10 protein-coding genes are annotated in these 16,922 nt (G+C 69.9%); 6 read left to right on the plus strand and 4 right to left on the minus strand.

The features are described 5' to 3' along the window. Position 1: 1 nt before the first annotated feature. Entirely contained in the window at positions 2 to 322 is a 321-nt protein-coding gene (locus ACIBVN_RS34750; RefSeq protein WP_397143759.1) for a tetratricopeptide repeat protein, read from the plus strand. A 200-nt stretch (positions 323 to 522) separates the two neighbouring features. Further along, the gene (locus ACIBVN_RS34755) at positions 523 to 2,523 is read left to right on the plus strand and encodes a protein kinase (protein ID WP_397143761.1); all 2,001 of its coding nucleotides are present in this window, start codon (positions 523 to 525) and stop codon (positions 2,521 to 2,523) included. A 20-nt stretch (positions 2,524 to 2,543) separates the two neighbouring features. Here the strand turns inward: ACIBVN_RS34755 and ACIBVN_RS34760 are convergent, their stop codons facing one another. Next, positions 2,544 to 5,420: an AAA family ATPase gene (locus tag ACIBVN_RS34760; protein ID WP_397143763.1), complete on the minus strand. Its 2,877-nt coding sequence runs from the start codon at positions 5,418 to 5,420 to the stop codon at positions 2,544 to 2,546. Between the two features lie 276 nt (positions 5,421 to 5,696). Between ACIBVN_RS34760 and ACIBVN_RS34765 the strand changes: the two genes are divergently transcribed. Continuing rightward, positions 5,697 to 9,803 (plus strand): HAMP domain-containing protein, encoded by a 4,107-nt coding sequence (locus tag ACIBVN_RS34765; RefSeq protein ID WP_397143765.1) that lies wholly within the window; start codon positions 5,697 to 5,699, stop codon positions 9,801 to 9,803. 210 nt (positions 9,804 to 10,013) lie between these two features. Continuing rightward, positions 10,014 to 10,964: a sensor histidine kinase gene (locus ACIBVN_RS34770; protein WP_397143767.1), complete on the plus strand. Its 951-nt coding sequence runs from the start codon at positions 10,014 to 10,016 to the stop codon at positions 10,962 to 10,964. A gap of 68 nt (positions 10,965 to 11,032) precedes the next feature. Here ACIBVN_RS34770 and ACIBVN_RS34775 read toward each other — a convergent pair whose 3' ends face one another. Further along, positions 11,033 to 11,665 carry a TetR/AcrR family transcriptional regulator gene (locus ACIBVN_RS34775; RefSeq protein WP_397143769.1) on the minus strand — a complete coding sequence of 211 codons (633 nt, stop codon included), beginning with the start codon at positions 11,663 to 11,665 and terminating at the stop codon, positions 11,033 to 11,035. A gap of 82 nt (positions 11,666 to 11,747) precedes the next feature. Here ACIBVN_RS34775 and ACIBVN_RS34780 point away from each other — a divergent pair, with 82 nt between their 5' ends. Both ACIBVN_RS34780 and ACIBVN_RS34785 read left to right on the plus strand, forming a co-directional pair. Further along, on the plus strand, positions 11,748 to 12,950 hold the full coding sequence (locus ACIBVN_RS34780; protein ID WP_397143771.1) for a cytochrome P450: 1,203 nt from the start codon (positions 11,748 to 11,750) through the stop codon (positions 12,948 to 12,950). A gap of 140 nt (positions 12,951 to 13,090) precedes the next feature. Next, on the plus strand, positions 13,091 to 15,073 hold the full coding sequence (locus ACIBVN_RS34785; protein WP_397143773.1) for a beta-N-acetylglucosaminidase domain-containing protein: 1,983 nt from the start codon (positions 13,091 to 13,093) through the stop codon (positions 15,071 to 15,073). Between the two features lie 16 nt (positions 15,074 to 15,089). On the opposite strand, the gene ACIBVN_RS34790 is transcribed toward ACIBVN_RS34785, so the two are convergent. Both ACIBVN_RS34790 and ACIBVN_RS34795 read right to left on the minus strand, forming a co-directional pair. Then, positions 15,090 to 15,842 (minus strand): SDR family oxidoreductase, encoded by a 753-nt coding sequence (locus ACIBVN_RS34790; protein ID WP_397143775.1) that lies wholly within the window; start codon positions 15,840 to 15,842, stop codon positions 15,090 to 15,092. 136 nt (positions 15,843 to 15,978) lie between these two features. Next, positions 15,979 to 16,818: a universal stress protein gene (locus tag ACIBVN_RS34795; protein ID WP_397143777.1), complete on the minus strand. Its 840-nt coding sequence runs from the start codon at positions 16,816 to 16,818 to the stop codon at positions 15,979 to 15,981. Positions 16,819 to 16,922: the final 104 nt, after the last annotated feature.

Here is a 16,922-nt window from a genome sequence, read left to right on the forward strand (position 1 = left end):
CATGCAGATCGAGAGGCTGGCCGAGGAGTACGAGCGCGGCCGCCTGTTCTTCGACTCGGAGGACTACATCGGGGCCGCTCGCATCCTGGCCCGGGTGGTGGCCGCGGCGCCGGACAACCTGGCGGCCCGGCTGCTGCTGGCCCGCGCCTACTACCACTCGGCCCAGCTCCGCCGAGCCGAGGCAGAGCTCCGGCTGGTCCTGGAGCGCGACCCGGCGGAGGGGTACGCCTGCCTGCTGCTCGGTCGTACGCTGCAGCGCCAGAACAGGCCGAAGGACGCCGAGCCGTACCTGCGCCTGCATGCCGCGATGACCGGCGAGTGAGGCGCCGGACGCGCCTGCCACCTGCCCGCCAAGGGGTATGCCTTGGCGGCGGGGCAGGCGCACGCCGCCACGGCTGCCGCCCGGGACCGGTCCCCCGTGGCCGGGGCTACCGTGCCGCAGGCAACGACCTTCCGACGGCCCCTGGCGGCGCTTGAGCAGAAATGCATGGTTCCCCCATGAAAGACCACCCGGAAAATTCCATGGATCCGCTCCGTGGAGCCAAGAAACGCGAACTGCCACCTTCCGCACCTCTCACGTCCGGCGACCCTCAGCGGTTCGGGGAACTGGAGCTGCTCGGCAGGCTGGGCGAGGGCGGGCAGGGCGTCGTCTATCTGGCCAGAACCCCCGCGGGCGCGCACGTGGCCGTCAAGTGGCTGCAGCAGGACCAGTCGGGCGACGCGGTCAGCGTGGGGCGCTTCCTGCGCGAGGCGGAAGTCGCCCAGAGCGTGGCGCCGTTCTGCACCGCGGCCGTGCTGGGCACGGGCGTCGAGCAGGACCGGCCGTACATCGTCAGCGAGTTCGTCGAGGGCCCGTCCCTGCAGCAGATCGTGCAGGAGGAAGGCCCGCGAACCGGCCCGGCGCTGGATCGGCTGGCCATCGGCACCGCCACCGCGCTGGCCGCGATCCACCAGTCCGGGATCGTGCACCGGGATTTCAAGCCGGCCAACGTCATCCTCGCCGCGGACGGGCCGCGCGTGATCGACTTCGGCATCGCCCGTACGCTCAACGCCACCTCGACGTTCAGCAACACGCCGGTGGGCACGCCCGCGTACATGTCTCCCGAGCAGATCATGGGGCACACGGTCGGACCGGCGGCCGACATGTTCTCCTGGGCCGGCACGATGGTCTTCGCGTCCAGCGGACGGGCGCCGTTCAACAACGACGCGCTGCAGCTGGTGATCGAACGGGTGCTCAATGCCCCGCCCGATCTGGGCCGGCTCGACGGGCCGCTGCGCGAGGTGGTGGTGAGGTGTCTTTCCAAGGATCCGGCCCAGCGGCTGACGGCCGAGCAGGTGATCAAGCGGCTGCTGGGGTACCCGGTGCCCGACTCCAGCCTCCTCGTGTGGGGAGCCAAGGAAGCCTCGCCCGCCGGCCGCCCTGGCGCCACCCGGACGACGGGCAGGCGGCCGCTCGTCATCGGCGGCGCGGCCGCGGCCGCTCTGGTGCTCGTGCTGGCCGGGGCCGTCGCGACCGCGGTGCTGCGGAGCACCCCGCCCGCGGCGGGACCGGCGACCCCGGCGCCGAAGGAGACGATCCAGGCGCCGCAGCCGGCGACCCCGGCCGCGCCCTCGAAGACCACCCTTCCCGGGGGGCCGATCACCCTCCACGAGCACCCGTCCGACCCGGTCACGCTGACGGCGTACGAGATCTACAACAAGAACCTCGACGAAGACGTCGACTACGCCAGGCAATCGCTGCGCGGCGCGTTCGAGAAGCATTCCGCCAACTGGGAGTCGCTGGTCTCCCCCGACGGCCGCCACCTCGCCGGCAGGCCGCAGTACTACACCTCGGACGACTACGACTCGGTGCTCATCACCGACAGGGAGGCGGGCTCCAGTTTCCGGGTCAAGACCGTACGCAAGCCGCTGATCAGCACCATCCGCGCCTGGTCCAAGGACGGCTCGAAGGTGCTGCTCAACATCGAGAAGAAGGTGAAGGCCAAGAACGGCGACGACTGGATCACCCTGGGCTTCGCCATCGTCGACGTGGCCCAGGCCAAGGCCAGCGTGGTCGACGTGCCCGACGCCTCGATCCGGGCCAGTTCCTTCGGCTGGGACGGCGACGGGCAAGGCGTGGTCATCGCCTACGGCGAGGACAAGGGACTGCGCTTCTTCGACAGCTCCGGCAGGCGTACGCGCGACCTGCCCGATGTCGGGGTGCTGAAGGCCGGGACCCGTCGTATGTTCTCACCCTCGGGCAAGATGTTCGTGACCGACTGCCCGGGCGACACCGACGGCGACCACTGCGTCTGGGACACCGGCACCGGCAAGCAGGTCCGCAGGTTCTCCTCCGACTGCGACAAGGTGCTCGGCTGGTACGACGAGTCGCGCCTCTACTGCTGGGAGCTGGACAACCACGCCGCGCACAGCGAGGTTCAGGTCGTGGCGTTCGACGGCAGGCTGGTGCGCAAGCTCATGGAGGTCCCGGAGGAGCTGGACCTCACGCCTTTCTTCACGGCCAATCCCAGCAAAGGCTCCTGAACCGCTTATATCCGGATCAGTCAGTCGCGAAGGTCGTCGCTCGGTGACGACTCTTGAGACGGTTGCCCGGCGGCGTGGCGGGCCAGTTCCACCCGGGAGGCGATGCCGAGTTTGCGGAAGACCTGGCGCAGGTGGAACGAGACCGTGTGCGGGGACAGGAACATCTGGCCGGCCACCTGGCGGTTGGTGAGCCCTTGGGCGACGAGGTCCGCGACGCTGCGTTCGGTGTCGGTGAGGCTGTCCCATCCGGTGCCGGGCCGCTCGGCGTAGGTCCAGTGGCGGCGGCGTACACCCAGGTTCCGCAGCCGGGCACGCGTCCTGGCCGCGTCCCGCGGTGCGCCGATCTTCAGGTAGGCGTCGGCCGCCTCCTCGAACCTGGCGATCGCCGCCTTTCTGTCACCGCCGCCGGCACCGTCCGGGGCGATCAGCAGGACTCCCAGGTCCTCCGCGGCGGAGGCGGCGCCCCACGGGTCGCTGTAGTGTGCTGTCGCCTGGGCCAGCGCCGTGGCGTCCCCGTGCAGGATGCCGTGCGCGTGGGCGGCCGCGGCGGCCAGCGCGGGGAAGCCGGGGTTGTCGTGCGCGATCTGCCGGGCCGTCTCCACGATGTCCGCGGCGGCCGAGCGGCGTCCGGCGGCCAGGGCGGTGCGGGTCATCCAGGCCGCCGCGTTCGGTTCGAGCATGAGCATCCAGCGCCGGTTCCTGACGTCCGCGTAGCAGCTGCCGAGCGCTTCCATCCCCCGCTCCGGGCCGCCCTGGGCCTCACGGACCAGCGCGCCGGCCCAGGCGCTCCAGACCGACCCGTACATGGGGCCGTGCGCCGCCTGCTGCTTGGTCTCGATGCGCTCGACGTGCCGCGCGGCCGTCTCCACGTTGCCGCGGCGCAACTCGACGATGGCCAGCACGGCCAGCCCGAGCAGCGCGTACGCGTACGCGCCCACCTCTTCGGCGGCCTTCAACCCCACCTCGGCCTCCGCGGCGGCATCGTCGGGGCGGCCGGTGGCCAGCGACAGGCAGGCCCGGAAGAACGCCGGGCTGGCGACGTGGCTGGTCGGCCCGTAGGCCTCGAAGTCCGCGGCGGCGGCCCGGATGACGCTCTCGGCCTCGGCGTGCCGTCCCACCCCGAAGAGGCAGCGGACCAGGAACAGCCGTGGGTGGGCGCGCCGGGCGGCGACGGATCCGCTGCTCGCGATGCGGATGGCCTCGTGGACGTGGCGGAAGGCGTCGGCGGCGCGTGCCTCCTCCCAGGCGATGTGCGCGCTGAGCAGCAGCGCCCCGACCAGCGCGGTGTCCTGGTGCGCTGCCCGGTCCGCGAGGACCGCGTTCGCCCGCGCCCGGCCGCGCCCGAAGTCGTGCAGCGCCAGCAGCCCGTGGAACACCGCGAGCTCAGCGGCGCCGCGCAGCTCGTCGTCGAGGTCGCGCTGCTTGAGCAGGCCCTCGGCCTCGGCCACGGCCTCGGCCGCTCGGCCGCTCTGCAGCAGGACGGACGCCAGCTCGCACCGCATGCGATCGGTCCACGGCCCGGGCGGCGCCCGCCGCAGCGCCGCCCGCGCGGATTCGATCGCCTCAGCGAGCCGTCCCGCGGCCGTCAGCGCCTCCACCGCGGTCGCCGTACGGGCGAGAAGCTCGGCATCAGCAGGGCCGGTGAGCTCGAGTGCCCGGACGGCGAGGTCCACCGCGGACGGCGGCGAGTAGGGCAGCACCGCGCGTGCGGCCCGGTCCAGCCCGTCGAGCGCCCGCGTGTCGCCGGCCCTGGCGCAGCGCATGAACTGGGCGGCGGCGGGCACGACCGCGCCGCGCTGCAGCAGCATGCATCCGGCCTGTCGCTGCAGCACCGTGCGGACGGGCTCGGAGATCATGTCCGTCACGACATGCCACAGCAGATCGTGCCGGAACGTCAGCCGGTCCACCGCGGGCACGACGATACCCGCGCGGACCGCCTCGGCGAGCCCCGGCAGCAGTCCGTCGACCGGCTCGCCGAGCATCTCGGCCAGATCGTCCACGGAGAACGAGCGGCCCAGGATCCCGGCCACCTGGAGCAACTGCCGGGTCGACGGGGACAGGCCGGCCAGGGGGCTTCGCGCGCTCACCTGAACGCCTGCCGAGGTCAGCCGCGCGCTGCCCGCGGCGATCTCGACCACGCCGTCGATCTTGCACGTTCTGAGCAGCTCGACGAGCAGGAACGGGTTGCCCTTCGCGGTCGCCGCCAGCTCCAGCATGTCCGGCCCGGGCGGCGCGCCGAAGGTGTCGGCGGCGATCTCGGCCACCGCCAGGTCGTCCAGCGGCCCGAGGACGACCCGGTCGGCGCCCTCCCGCTCCAGCAGTTCGTACAGCCCGTCCACGCCGGGATCGCCGATCCCGCTGGTGCGGGCCAGAATCCACCCGAGCGGATACGAGGCGAGCTCCGGCAGCAGAGACCGGAGCACCAGCTGGGTGGTCGGATCGGCCCAGTGCAGGTCGTCCAGGGTGATCAGCATCGGGCCCCGCCCCGCCCGCTCCTCCAGGAGGGCGCGCAGCCGCTCCACCAGCGACAGCCGCAGATCAGCCGCATCGGCTGGCGGCACCGGCGTGGGCTCCGGCGGCACGAGCGCCGGCTCGTCGAACGCCGTCGCCAGCGGTGCCAGGGGCGCCAGGCGTCCGAGCTCGTCGGCTGAACCGTGGGCGACCGTGATCTCGGTCCGGGCTGCGGCTTCGGAGGCCTTGAGGAGCAACTGGGTCTTGCCCATCCCCGACGGGCCCTCGACGAGCACCATGCCGCCCTGGCCGGTCTCGACGGCCCGCAGCAGCTCGGCGACGGGGCGCCATTCGCGACCCCGGCCACGCCAGCCGGGCCGGGACAAGGGTGGCTCGGTGCCCGCGCCGATGGCGTACGAGCCGTTTTCCCCCCGGTTCACCCCCATAGGCACATCACACAACGGGCCCGCGTATGCGCGCAACATTCCCGGATTTGCCCGCCACGTGACCGCGGTGACCGACGATCTGCGTAAAACATACGACGCCACATTACTTGACTGCGGGATATACGGGGTTCACCTAAAAACCAGAATGAGGTGATCGATATTGGCCAATGTCATTTAAACCCAAAATAACACAAAAGAATGACAAAAGACGTCGATATACGGATAACGTGGAGAACTTCGACAGATAGCCGGACACCGACGAAGGGGGACACGTCGATGGGTGTCCAGAGCGCCACCGGTTCGACCCATGCGATTCGTTCAGTCGAGTTGCGCCCGCTGCTGGCAGCGATGGAGGCCCTGCGCGACGGGGATTTCGGGGTCCGGTTGCCGACCGACCATGACGGCATGCCCGCCGAGCTCGCCGCCGTCTTCAACCAGATCGCCGACCGCAACCGGCACTTCGTGGACGAGCTGAGCCGGGTCCGCCGCGAGGTCGTACGCCACGGCCGGCTCGACGAGCGGCTGTCGCCCAGCCCTGGCCAGGGTGCCTGGGCGGCGACGGTCGGTGCGGCGAACTCCCTTGTCGACGTGCTGGTCGTACCGACCGCCAACGCGACGCGCGTCCTTGAGGCGGTCGCGGGGGGCGACCTCACCCAGCGGGTGGACCTGCATGACGACAGCCGGCCGCTGTGCGGCAGCCTGCGCCGGCTCGGGCAGACGGTCAACCAGATGGTCGACCAGCTGTCGCTGTTCACGGGAGAGGTCACCCGGGTGGCCCGCGAGGTCGGCGCGGAAGGACGCCTCGGCGGTCGCGCCAAGGTGAACGGGCTGTCCGGCAGCTGGCGGGACGTGACGGAGGCCGTCAACACGATGGCCAGCAGGCTCACCGCCCAGGTGCGCGACATCGCGGTGGTGACGACGGCTGTGGCCCGTGGCGATCTGACCCGGTCGGTAACCGTCGAGGCGACGGGTGAGCTGCTGGAGCTGAAGCTCACCGTCAACACGATGGTCGATCAGCTGTCGGCGTTCGCCGACGAGGTGACCCGGGTGGCCCGCGAGGTCGGCACCGAAGGACAACTGGGTGGCCAGGCGCAGGTCCGCGGCGTTTCCGGAGTGTGGAAGGACCTCACCGACAACGTCAACTTCATGGCACTGAACCTCACCACCCAGGTGCGCAACATCGCCGAGGTGACGACGTCCGTGGCCAACGGCGATCTGTCGAAACAGATCACCGTTGACGCACAAGGCGAGATCCTGCAGCTCAAGAACACCGTCAACACCATGGTCGACCAACTGTCGGCATTCGCCGACGAGGTGACCCGAGTGGCCCGCGAAGTCGGCACAGACGGACGACTCGGCGGACGCGCCCACGTCCGCGGCGTATCCGGAGTCTGGAAAGACCTCACCGACAACGTCAACTTCATGGCCGACAACCTCACCTCCCAGGTACGCAACATCGCCCAAGTCGCCACCGCCGTCGCCCAAGGAGACCTCGGCAAGAAAATCGACGTCGACGCACGCGGCGAAATCCTCGAATTGAAGTCGACGATCAACACCATGGTCGACACACTTTCCTCGTTCTCCTCCGAAGTCACCCGCGTGGCCCGCGAAGTCGGCACCGAAGGCAACCTCGGCGGCCAAGCACAAGTCCGCGGCGTATCCGGCGTCTGGAAAGACCTCACCGACAACGTCAACGAACTCGCACTCAACCTCACCACCCAGGTGCGCAACATCGCCGAGGTGACCACATCTGTGGCCAACGGCGATCTGTCGAAACAGATCACCGTTGACGCACAAGGCGAGATCCTGCAGCTCAAGAACACCGTCAACACCATGGTCGACCAACTGTCGGCATTCGCCGACGAGGTGACCCGAGTGGCCCGCGAAGTCGGCACAGACGGACGACTCGGCGGACGCGCCCACGTCCGCGGCGTATCCGGAGTCTGGAAAGACCTCACCGACAACGTCAACTTCATGGCCGACAACCTCACCTCCCAGGTACGCAACATCGCCCAAGTCGCCACCGCCGTCGCCCAAGGAGACCTCGGCAAGAAAATCGACGTCGACGCACGCGGCGAAATCCTCGAATTGAAGTCGACGATCAACACCATGGTCGACACACTTTCCTCGTTCTCCTCCGAAGTCACCCGCGTGGCCCGCGAAGTCGGCACCGAAGGCAACCTCGGCGGCCAAGCACAAGTCCGCGGCGTATCCGGCGTCTGGAAAGACCTCACCGACAACGTCAACGAACTCGCACTCAACCTCACCACCCAGGTACGCGCCATCGCCGAGGTGACCTCTGCCGTCACGCAGGGCGACATGTCCCGACTTATCACCGTTGAGACCCGCGGTGAGGTCTCCGAGCTGAAGGACAACATCAACCAGATGGTGTCCAACCTCCGGGAGACCACCAGGGCCAAGGACTGGCTGGAGTCCAACCTCACCCGCCTGGCCGGGCTGATGCAGGGCCACCGCGACCTCACGGAGGTCGCCGACCTGGTGCTGCGCGAGCTCACCCCGCTGGTCAACGCGCAGTACGGCGCGTTCTTCCTGGCCGACACGGACTGCGAGGACGGACCCGGGAGGGGGCTCGCCTACATCGCCGGGTACGGCTCGGAGGGCCGGACCGTCACCACCGGGATGCCCGGCCACGGCCTCGTGCAGCAGGCCGTCCTGGAGAAGAAGCGCATCCTCGTGGCGGACGCCCCGCCCGACTACATCACGATCCGCTCGGGCCTCGGGAAGGGCACGCCGACCAGCGTCGTCATCATCCCGATCCCCTTCGAGGACAAGGTGCTCGGCGTCATCGAGCTGGCCTCGTTCAGCCGCTTCTCCGACGTGCACCTGGCCTTCTTCGACCAGTTCGTCGACACCATCGGGGTCGCGATCAACACCATCATCGCCAACTCGCGTACGGAGGCGCTGCTCAGCGAGTCGCAACGGCTGACGACCCAGCTCCAGGAACGCTCCGAGGAGCTGCAGAGGCAGCAGGCCGAGTTGCAGCGCTCCAACGAGCAGCTCGCGGAGAAGGCGGCGCTGCTGTCATCCGCCTCGCAGTACAAATCGGAGTTCCTGGCGAACATGTCGCACGAGCTGCGCTCCCCGCTGAGCTCGCTGCTCATCTACGCCCGGCTGCTGTCCGACAACGCCGAGCGCCATCTCTCCGCCGAAGAGGAGCAGTTCGCGCACAACATCTACTGGTCGGGATCCGATCTGCTGCAGCTGATCAATGACATCCTCGACCTGTCGAAGGTCGAGGCGGGCCGGATGGACATCCGGCCGAAGTACCTGCCGCTGGCCAAGCTGCTCGACTACGTCAACACCACTTTCCGGCCCATCGCCACGGATCACGGGCTCGACTTCGACATCGAGGTGTCCGAGGACGCGCCGCACGACCTTTACTCCGACGGGCAGCGGCTCCAGCAGATCCTGCGCAACCTGCTCTCCAACGCGTTCAAGTTCACCTCCGAAGGCCATGTCAAACTGCGCGTGGAGCGAGCCGCCGACATCGACGACGAGGTTCTGGGCTCGGCTGAGGACGTCATCGCCTTCACCGTCGAGGACACAGGCATCGGCATCCCGCAGGAGAAGCTCAACACGATCTTCGAGGCGTTCGAGCAGGTGCACGGCCCCGGCGGCCACACCAGCGGCACCGGCCTCGGCCTGTCCATCAGCCGCGAGCTCGCCGGCCTGCTCGGCGGCAAGATCGTGGCCGAGAGCGCGCTGGGCCGCGGCAGCAAGTTCACGCTGTACGTACCCGTGGTCCCGCCCACGGACGATCTGGGAGAACTGCCTGCGGACCACAGGGAGGCGGCGGCACTCACCCCCGTGGAGGTGGAACCCGGACCCCCGCAGCCCGCGCCCGAGGAGCCCCGGCCCGCCGCCGCGTCCGGCGGCCCAGCGGTCGACCTGTCCGTGCATCGCGGGCTCGCAGACCGTGCGACCCGGCCGGACCGGGCGGATGAGCGGAAGGCCGACCGCGCGGCGGAGGTGCTGTCGGGCGCCCAGGTCCTCATCGTCGACGACGACACCCGCCTCGTCACGGCGCTCACTCATGTCCTCGGACGGGTGGGCATGTCGGTGCTGCACGCCGCGAACGGCGAGGAGGGCATCGAGGCGCTCGCCCGCCACCCGCAGGTGTCGCTCGTCCTGATGGACCTCATGATGCCGGTGGTGGATGGTTACGAGGCCATGCGGGCGATCCGTAGCGATCCCCGTCACGCCGATCTCCCGATCATCGCCCTGACCGCCAAGGTCATCGCCGGTGAGCGGGAAAAGGCGCTAGGGGCCGGCGCCAACGAGTACGTGCAGAAACCCGCCGACGTCAGTCTCCTCCTGGGCATCGCCCGCGACCTTCTGGATGCGAACGGCGCCGAAGAGTAGCCACCCGGCGAACCGGACCTGCACCCCAGAGCGGCTCAACACCTCTCCTGTGACTCCAGAGGTCAGCGTGCAGGCCCAGGGCGGATTCCTACACACGACCTGCACGGATGTGTGATGTGCAGTCCAGGGGCGTCGATGAAGAATCGAACTCGCACCTGTACCTCAGCTCCGGCACCAGCAGAGCTTGGGCCACGTGAGGATGCCCCGAAAATGGATCGCCTAATGAAGCTGCGCCACTACGTCGACGCACTCGGCACCCCGGGAACCGCGGACGGCGACGAGAACAGATGGCCTGTGCACGACGAACTCCTGACGTTTCCCGGCGAGGACGATGTCACCCGGCTCACCCGGTCCGTCACCCGTTGCATGGGGCGGCTGGAACAGGCGCTCCAGCAGCAGCGCCGGTTCGCCGCCGAAGTCTCACATGAGCTGCGCAACCCCATCGCCGGGTTGCGCGTCCGCCTGGAGGAGGCGCAACTGCACCCGGGCCAGACCTGCGTGGAGGATCTCATCGAGCATGCGCTGGACGATGTCCACCGGCTGGAGGCGATCGTCACCGACCTGCTGCTGCTGTCACGGATCGAGGCGACGGGGAGCGAGAGCAGGCACAACGGCGCCAGGAAACCGGAGGCGGTCGACCTGGCGGAGCTGGTGGCCTCGGAGACCTTCCGACGGGTGGACCGGCTCAGCAACAAGCTGCGGCTCGAGCCCGGGGTGATGGTCATGGGCATCCGCAACGAGCTCACCCGGGTGCTCGCCAACCTGCTGGACAACGCCCAGCGGCATGCGATGAGCGAGGTGGAGATCGAGGTTCGCCGCAATGGAGCCGGCGCCGAGCTGATCGTCTCCGACGACGGCGACGGGATCGCCGAGGCGGACCAGAAACGGATCTTCGAGCGGTTCGTCCGGCTTGACGCCTCCTGCAAGCGTGACCGCGACGGCACCGGACTCGGCCTCGCGATCACCCGTGAGATCGCCCACGCCCATCGCGGCACCATCGAGGCGGGCAGGTCCGCCAGCGGCGGAGCCCGTTTCGTGCTCCGGCTCCCGCTGGCGGATCATCCAGGCAGGTCCGCTCGCATGAGCTCGCCGATGGACGGCGCCGAAGCCCCGCAATCATCCAGTCTGTCCAGCACCTCTCGCTGCTCCGGGCGGACCTGATCGTCCGGCGGCCGGTGGCCGGCGCGGGTGTGAGGGGGCACGGCTTGCCGGTGTGAGGGGGCACGGCTTCAGGCCTGCGCGCGGCCGTCCCCACGGTAAGGAGCCGTCAGCAGCGGCCAGGTCAGGGCGGCCATCTCGGCGGGCGAGCGCGGGCATCCGCGCTGCAGCCAGTCGGCGGCGACGCCGATGAGCGCTCCCGCGGTGAACGCGGCGGGCACATCATGCGGGACCTGGGCCGTGTAGTCGGCGGGCGATGGGGTGTCCTTGCCTGTGGCGGCCCGGCGCGCGCCGACGTAGGCCGCGACGGTGGCACGGCGGCGTACGTGGTCGATGACGCGCGCGCTTCCCTGGGGTCCGAGCAGGCTGCGGTAGAGGCCGGCGTGCTCGTCGAGGTGGGCGAAGAAGGTCAGCAGGGTGTCGGTGGTCCCGTCCGGGACGTCCCGGGCGCCGGGGTCGGGTATGGCCTCGATCAGGTCGTCGATCATCGCGGTGCACGCCGCCTCGGCCAGTTCGTGCACGTCACGGTAGTGGTCGTAGAACGTGGAGCGGCTCACCCCGGCGCGTTCTGCGACATCGGCGACGCTGATCCGGGAGAGGTCGCGGTCCTGGACGAGGTCGATCAGCGTGCGTTGCAGGGCCGCCTGTGTGCGGCGCACCCGCGGATCGCTCAGCTCGCCGTTTCTGTCTCTGGGGAGGGCCACGCCTCAGTGTACTGTGCCCTACATCCGTAGGTTAGCCTACAGGTGTAGGGAAGTTGGAATGGCATGCCGATTGGGGACAACCGTGACCGCTGACTCCGCTGAGACGCTCCAGATCACCCGCACCTGCCCGTACGCGCCGCCCGCACAGCACCTTCGCTTCCTGCGCGAGCAGCCGGTCGCCAAGGTCCGGCTGCCGGGTGGCTCGGCCGCCTGGGTCGCCGCGCGCTACCAGGACATCCGCACGGTCCTGAGCGACCCGCGCTTCAGCGCCGACCGCCGCCATCCCAACGCCCCCAGGCTGAACGGCGAGATGGAGCCTGGCCAGTCGCCGCTGCCCAAGATGATGCTGGAGATGGACCCGCCCGAGCACGGTCACGCACGTCGCGCCGTGATCGGGGAGTTCACCGTCAGGCGCATGGCTGCCCTGCGGCCGCGCATCCAGCAGATCGTGGACGAGCATCTCGACGCCATGCTGGACGGCCCGCGCCCGGTCGATCTGGTGCGGGCGCTGGCCCTTCCGGTGCCCTCGCTGGTGATCTGCGAGTTGCTCGGCGTGCCGTACGAGGAGCACGACTTCTTCCAGACGCACTCGGCGCAGTTGCTCAACCACACCGTCACGGCGCAGGAACGGCAGCACGCCTCCCTCGAGCTGGCCATTTACCTGGACAAGCTGATCAAGGCCAAGGCGGAGGACCCGACCGACGACCTGCTCGGCCGCCAGATACTCAAGCAGCGCGAGAGCGGCGAGCTGGACCACGGCGCCCTGCTCAGCCTGGCGTTCCTGCTGCTGATCGCCGGGCACGAGACCACGGCCAACATGATCTCGCTGGGCACGTACATGCTGCTGCGGCACCCCGACGCGCTCGCCGCGCTGCGCGAGGACCCGGGCAAGACGCCGGGCGCGGTCGAGGAGCTCCTGCGGCACTTCACCATCGCCGAGTTCGCCATCATGCGGGTGGCCGTCGAGGACGTGGAGCTCGGCGGCACGCTCATCCCCGCGGGAGAAGGCGTGCTCACGCTCGCGAACGCCGGCAACCGCGATCCGGAGGTGTTCGCGGACGCCGAGAGCTTCGACATCGAGCGCGACGCCCGCAGCCACCTGGCGTTCGGCTACGGCCCGCACCAGTGCCTGGGCCAGAACCTCGCCCGCGTGGAGCTGGAGATCGTCTTCAACTCCCTGTTCCGGCGGATCCCGGGCCTGCGGCTGGCCGTCCCCGCCGAGCAGCTCGAGTTCAAGGACGACGCCACCGTTTACGGCATGCACGAGCTGCCGGTCACCTGGTGACGTAACACCGTCCGAACCATCGAAAAGGCCGGTGGTGGTGAATCTGGAGTTTGCTGCGCAAGTGCCGTAATGCAACTCTTAAGAGTAAAGATCTCCTTCTCCTCCCCTTCAGGTCCTCCTCTCATCCAGTGGAGAGTTTCGTGAGAAGACGCAAGATCACCGCCACCACCTGCCTTGCGCTGGCCGCGACCCTGTGTGCCGGGGCGCTCCTGCCCGTCCCCGCCGCCCATTCCGCTCCTGTCCCGGGCGGCTCCTTACCCTCGGTGTCGCCGGCTCCGCAGTCCCTGGACGGCATCGGCGCCGCCGCCGCCGTCACCCGCCGGGTGCTCGTGATCGCCGACGACCGGACCGACCCCGCCGCGCGCGACCGCCTCGTACGGGAGCTCAAGGCGCATGGCGCCGACCGGGTGGACATAGTCGCCCCTGACAGGATCCCCCCGGCCGCGCCCGACCGGCTCATGGTGCGCCTCGGACCCGCGGCACGCCCGGACATCGCGCAGGCGCTCGGCGACACGGCAGTGCCGGGCAGGGCCGAGGGGTACGCGTTACGGGTCTCGGGCGGCAAGCCGCGCCAGATCGCTCTCGGCGGTGCGGACGCCGCAGGCCAGTTCTATGCCGTGCAGACGCTGCGCCAGTTGTTCGTCCCGTCCGGTGACGGCTGGAAGGTCGCGGGGGTACGGGTCAGCGACTTCCCGTCCATGCCGCTGCGCGGAACCATCGAGGGCTTCTACGGTGCGCCGTGGACGCACGCCGAACGCCTCGACCAGATGGACTTCTACGGCGACGTCAAGGCCAACACCTACATCTACGCGCCCAAGGACGATCCCTACCACCGCGACAAGTGGCGCGACCCCTACCCGGCGGACAAGCTCGCCGAGCTGGGCGAGCTGGTGGCACGGGCCGGCGCGAACCATGTCCGCTTCACCTCCGCGCTCTCCCCGGGGGTGTCGATCTGCTACTCCGACCGCGCGGACCGCGACAGCCTCACGCGGAAGCTGCAGGCGCTCTACGACCTGGGCGCCAGGGCGTTCTCCATCCCGCTGGACGACATCAGCTACACCCGCTGGAACTGCGCGGCGGACGAGGCCGCGTACGGCCCGGCGGGACGCACCGCCGCGGCGAAGGCCCAGGTCGATCTGCTCAACGACCTGCAGCGGAACTTCATCGCCACCCACGAAGGCGCCCGGCCGCTGCAGATGGTGCCCACCGAGTACGGCGATCTGACCGACACCACGTACAAGCAGACCATGCGGCAATCCCTCGATCCCGCGATCGAGGTGATGTGGACCGGCACCGACACCGTGCCTCCGGAGATCACCAACGCGCAGGCCGAGAAGGCGGCGGAGCTGTTCGGGCGCAAGGTCTTCGTCTGGGACAACTACCCGGTCAACGACTACGGCGAGACCAGCGGCCGGCTGCTGCTGGCGCCCTACGACAAGCGTGAGGGCGGCCTGGCCGCGCACCTGTCCGGCATCGTGGCCAACCCGATGAACCAGCCGTACGCGAGCAAGGTCGCGGTTTTCGGCGCCGCGGACTTCGCCTGGAACGACAAGGCGTACGACGCGCGGAAGAGCTGGCCGCGCGCGATGGCCTATCTCGCGGGCGGCGACAAGGCGGCCACCGAGGCCCTGCTGATCTTCGGCGACCTGGAGCACATGGCGCCGACCTTCGGCGGCACCCCCTGGCAACCCCAGGCACCCGAGCTCGCCAAGCGGGTGGCCGCGTTCTGGCAGGCCTGGGACGGCGGGCGGCGCGCCGACGCGATCGCTGCGATGCGCCCGTACGCGAAGGCCATCGCCACGGCGCCGGCCACCATCCGCGGCGGATCGGTGCAGAAGGGCTTCACCGACGACGCCGCATCCTGGCTGGACGCCACCGCGTTGTGGGGCCGGGCGATGGTGGCGATGCTCGACGCGCTCCGCGCCCGGGAGGCCGGAGACGACGCCACGGCCGGCGCGTTGCTCGCCGAGTCGCGTGACCTGCAGCGGCAGGCCCGCGCCATCCGGGTCAGCCCGCCGCGCAACCGCTGGGGCTCGGCCCAGCCCCAGGTCGGCGACGGGGTGCTGGACGTCTTCCTGGCCGAAACCGACGCCCGGCTCCAGCCGCCGGCCCACCGTCACTGACGCGGGACATGCGCGGTCACTTGGCGGCGTTCCGCTCGAGCCAGTCGCGGTAACGGATCTTGCCGATGATCGCGCCCTCACCCGGCACCAGCGTCCGCTCGGCAGGCACGCTGCCGTAGTAGCGCGCCTGCGGGTCGGTGACCACCTCGCGCGGGTCACCCCAGGCGGCCAGGGCATCGCGGAAGAACTCGTCCATCCGGGACTGCTCTGGCCCGGCCACCTCGACCCGGCCGTTCAGCGGCTGCCCCTCCGCGACCCGCCCGACCGCCTGGGCGACCTCCTCGCCCGCGATGGGCTGGAAGAGCACGGGCGCGATCCGCACCGCGTCGCCGTCCGTGGCCGCATCGGCGATGCCGCGGGTGAACTCGAAGAACTGCGTGGCGTGCACGAGCGAGAACGGGATCGACGACTTCTCGATCAGCTGCTCCTGAGCGATCTTCGCCGCGAAGTAGCCGTTCTCCGGCATCCGCTCCGTTCCCACTACCGACAGCGCGACATGGTGACCGACCCCCGCCGCCGCCTCCGCCGCCAGCAGATTGCGCGTGGAGGTCGTGAAGAACTCCATCACCGCGGCGGGCTCGAACGACGGCGAGTTCGACACGTCGATCACCACTTGCGCGCCCGCCAGCACCTCCGCCAGCCCTTCCCCTGTGAGGGTGTTGACACCGGTGCTCGGCGCCGCCGCCACCACCTCGTGACCGTGCTCGCCCAGCTTCGCCACCAGCTTCGACCCGATCAGGCCCGTCCCGCCGACCACGACGACCTTCATGGCAGAACCCTTTCTGTCCGCCGGGGCACCCATGTGCCAACCGATCCACCAGCTGGGACAGACCGGGCTCCGGTCCCGTGACGGCTGCCGTGAAGATTTTGCTCAGCCCGGACATCTCACCGCTCGCCGACGATCCTCAAGATCGCGATGATTCCGTCGGCTGCCGGACCTGGATGATCGCCACGGGGCAGGTGGCATGGTGCAGGACGCTCTGGCTGACTGAGCCGTGCAGCAGCGCGCCGAGCTCGTGGCGGTGGTGCGAGCCGACAACGAGCAGGGATGCCTGGGCCGCGGCGTGCATCAGTGCCTTGCCCGGGCGGCCGGTGAGCGGCTCCTGGACGATCGTGACCGCGGGGAAGCGCTCCTGCCACCGGTCCAGGAAGTGCTCCGGCAGGGCCGCGCGGCTCGGATCGGCCGGTCCCCCGGCGCTGACGTGCGCCAGCATGAGGGTATTCGCCGTCCGGGCGGCGTGCGCGAACGCGAAGGGCAGCAACGCCTCGCTCTCGCCGTGGTCGGCGATGCCCACCACGACAGGTCCGCGCGGCGTGACAGACCCGCGTACGACGACCACAGGGCAGGCGGCCTCGGTGCCGAGCCGGGCGCCCACCGATCCCAGGAGCAGGCCGCCCATTTCGCCCAGCCCGCGGCTGCCCACGACGAGAAGTTCCGCTTGGTGAGAGTGGTGCAGCAGCGCGGTGGCGGGCTCGCTCTCCGGCAGTCCGGTGGTCACCTCGATGCCGGGTACGACCGCCCGCGCACGATCCACCGCGGTGGCCAGGACGCGTTCGGCGGCGTGCCGGAGGCCACCTTCGGGGGGCGCTCCCGGCGCCGGTCCGAGGGGTGCTCCCAGGAGGGGCCAGATGAAGGCGTGCAGGATCCGCAGCGGCCGCCGGCGGCGCCCGGCCTCGCCGGCGGCCCACTCCACAGCTCGCAGGCTTTCCTCGGAGTCGTCCACGCCCACGACTACAGGGCTCATCGTTGTCGTCCTAATCAGTGTTAGCGAGTCGCCTTGCGGCAGACTCGGTGGTTGGTAGCCGTCCGGCAGGTGAGCACTTGTGCGTCCTGGACTTCGAGTCCTGC

This window comes from Nonomuraea sp. NPDC049400 (genome assembly GCF_044466425.1).
Lineage (GTDB): Bacteria > Actinomycetota > Actinomycetes > Streptosporangiales > Streptosporangiaceae > Nonomuraea.